This is a genomic window from Streptomyces sp. NPDC002265 (genome assembly GCF_040296125.1).
Classification (GTDB): Bacteria; Actinomycetota; Actinomycetes; order Streptomycetales; family Streptomycetaceae; genus Streptomyces.
Genome location: NZ_JBEOWS010000594.1, coordinates 1 through 3053, shown reverse-complemented (window position 1 = coordinate 3053; position 3053 = coordinate 1). Strand labels below are relative to the sequence as shown.

The window sequence follows — 3053 nt, the reverse complement described above, 5'->3', positions numbered from 1 at the left end:
GTGCTGCCGCGGACCCTTCATGTCGATGAGCCGACGCCGCATGTGGACTGGTCGGCCGGTGATGTCCGGCTGCTGACCGAAGCCGTCGACTGGCCCGAGTCGGACCGCCCGCGCCGTGCCGCCGTGTCGTCCTTCGGTATCAGCGGTACCAACGCTCACGTGCTCGTCGAGCAGGCGCCCGCTTCGGCGGAGCGGGCGCCCATGCCCGACTACGGCGCGGCCGTGCCGTGGGTGCTGTCGGGCAGGACGGAGGCGGCGCTGCGGGCGCAGGCGGAGCGTCTGCTGTCCCTGGCCACGGACACGGAACTGCGGCCGGCCGACGTCGGCTTCTCGCTCGCCACCGCACGCTCGGTCATGGAGCACCGGGCTGCCGTGGTGGGGGAGACCCGGGAGGATCTCCTCGAAGGGCTCCGCGCGCTGACCGCAGGGTCTTCGTCCACCCGGGTCGTCCAGGGTGAACCGGGTACCGGCGGCAAGGTCGGGTTCCTGTTCTCGGGCCAGGGTTCGCAGCGGATCGGTATGGGGCGCGAGTTGTACGCGTCGTACCCCGTGTTCGCCGCCGCGTACGACGAGGTGTGCGCGCTTCTGGACACCCGTGTCGACGTTGACTCGGCGGAACTCGACCGGACGGGTTCGGCCCAGCCTGCGCTCTTCGCGTTCGAGGTTGCGTTGTTCCGGCTTCTGGAGTCGTGGGGTGTGCGGCCGGATTACGTGGCGGGTCATTCGGTGGGTGAGATCGCGGCTGCGCATGTGGCCGGGGTGTTGTCGCTGGAGGATGCGGCGAGGCTGGTGTCGGCTCGTGCCGCGCTGATGCAGGCGTTGCCGGTCGGCGGGGCGATGGTTGCCGTCCAGGCCGCCGAGGACGAAGTCCTTCCTCATCTCGTCGACGGTGTCGGTATCGCGGCGGTCAATGGTCCGCGGTCGGTCGTGGTGTCCGGCGAGGAGGATGCGGTCACCGGGATTGCCGAGGTCTTCCGGGAGCAGGGTCGTAAGACGTCCCGGTTGAAGGTCAGTCATGCGTTCCATTCGCCGTTGATGGACCCGATGCTGGAGGAGTTTGCCGGGGTCGTGCGCGGGCTGGCTTTCGGGAAGCCGCGTATTCCGGTGGTCTCCAATCTCACCGGCCGGCTGGCCGAGGCGTACACCGCGGAGTACTGGGTGAGGCACGTCCGTGAGGCGGTCCGTTTCGCCGACGGCGTCCGGACTCTGCACGACCTGGGTGTGACGACGTTCGTCGAGATCGGTCCGGGGGGTGTGTTGAGCGCCCTCGCCCAAGGCTGCCTGGACGACGACGCGGACATCGTCACCGTGCCCGTCGTACGGACCGACCGCGCCGAGCCCCAGTCCGTCGTCACCGCGCTGGCCGAACTGCACGTGCACGGCCTCTCGCCGGACTGGCAGGCGCTCTTCCCCGGCGCCCGCCGCGTCGACCTGCCCACCTACGCCTTCCAGTACGAGCGCTACTGGCTCGACGCGCCCGAGGAGTTCACCGGCAGCACCGCCGCCACGGGACTCGGACTGGGAGCGGCGGAACACCCGTTGGCCGGCGCGGTGGTCGCGCTCCCCGGTGCCGACGGGTTGCTGGTCACCGGGCGGCTGTCGCTCAGGACGCATCCCTGGCTCGCAGACCACACGGTCATGGGCAGCGTGCTGCTGCCGGGTACCGCGTTGGTGGAGCTGGTGGTGCGTGCGGGCGACGAGGCCGGTTGCGCGCAGGTCGAGGACCTGACGCTGGAGGCACCGCTGGTCGTCCCGGAGCGCGGTGGCGTGGCCGTGCAGGTGTGGGTCGGGGCCGAGGAGGAGCCGGGCAGGCGCGCGCTGAGCGTGCACTCGCGACGGGAGGACGCGCCGGACGACGCGCCGTGGGTGCGGCACGCGGTCGGCTTCCTGACGGACGCGCTGCCCGAGCCGCCGCACGGCGCGGACCTCGGCGCGTGGCCGCCGGCGGGTGCCGAGGCCGTCGACCTGACCGGGTTCTACGAAGCGCTGGACGGACTCGGCCTGGGCTACGGCCCGGCTTTCCGGGGCCTGCGGTCGGTGTGGCGCAGTGGGGACGACGTTCTCGCCGAGGTCGCCCTTCCCGAGGGCACGGAGGCGGGCGCGTTCGCCCTGCATCCGGCGCTGCTGGACGCGGCCCTCCACGCGATCGGCGCGGGCGGGCTCGTCCCCGTCGTCGAGGGGCCGCTGCTGCCCTTCGCCTGGTCCGAAGTGGGTGTGCGTGCCGCGGGGGCGACGGCGCTGCGGGTCAAGATCTCCCGCACGGGTACGGACGCGGTGTCGCTGACCGTGGCCGACACCTCGGGTGGTCTGGTGGCCACGGTCGGCTCACTGTCGCTGCGGCCGGTGTCACGCGAGCAACTGCTCATGGCGGGCGGCTCCGGCAGGCGTGCCGAAGACTCGCTGTTCGGCGTCGAATGGCAGCCCGTGGCCGTCACCGAGGTCGACGCCGCCGGGCTCGACGTACGGAGCTACGCGGACCTGGCCGCCCTGTCCGCCGAGCCGGCCCTTCCCGAAGTCGCGGTGGTCACGATCGCTCCGTGCCCGGTGGGGTCCGGTACGGAGACCGCCGACCGCGTGTACGGCGTCGCGAGTGAGGTTCTGGCGCTGGTGCAATGGTGGTTGGCGGAGGAGCGCGCGGGGCGTCTGGTGTTGGTGACGCGTCCGGGTGATCTGGCTCATGCTGCGGTGTGGGGGCTGGTGCGGTCCGCGCAGTCGGAGGATCCGGACCGGATCGTGCTGGTGGAGGCCGAGGAGACCGACGGAGCGGTTCGCGTGCTGCCTGCTGTGCTGGCTTCCGGTGAGTCGCAGGTCGCGGTCCGCGACGGAGAGGTCTTCGTACCCCGCCTGGTGAGGGCTGCCGGGACGGTCACGGGCGTACCGGATTTCGGTTCCGGGACTGTTCTGTTGACGGGTGCGTCGGGTGCGTTGGGCGGTTTGTTCGCCCGGCATCTGGTCGCGGAGCATGGTGTGCGCAGTCTGCTGCTGCTCAGTCGTCGTGGTGCGGAGGCGCCTGGGGCGGTCGAGTTGGAGGCCGAACTGGCCGCGTGGGGCGC

1 protein-coding gene is annotated in these 3053 nt (G+C 71.7%); it reads left to right on the top strand.

Features of this window, described 5'->3' with window-relative positions; all coding sequences use genetic code 11:
- The coding region (locus tag ABT085_RS45260) for a type I polyketide synthase (RefSeq protein WP_502982991.1) at positions 1–3053 on the top strand (3053 nt) is incomplete at both ends.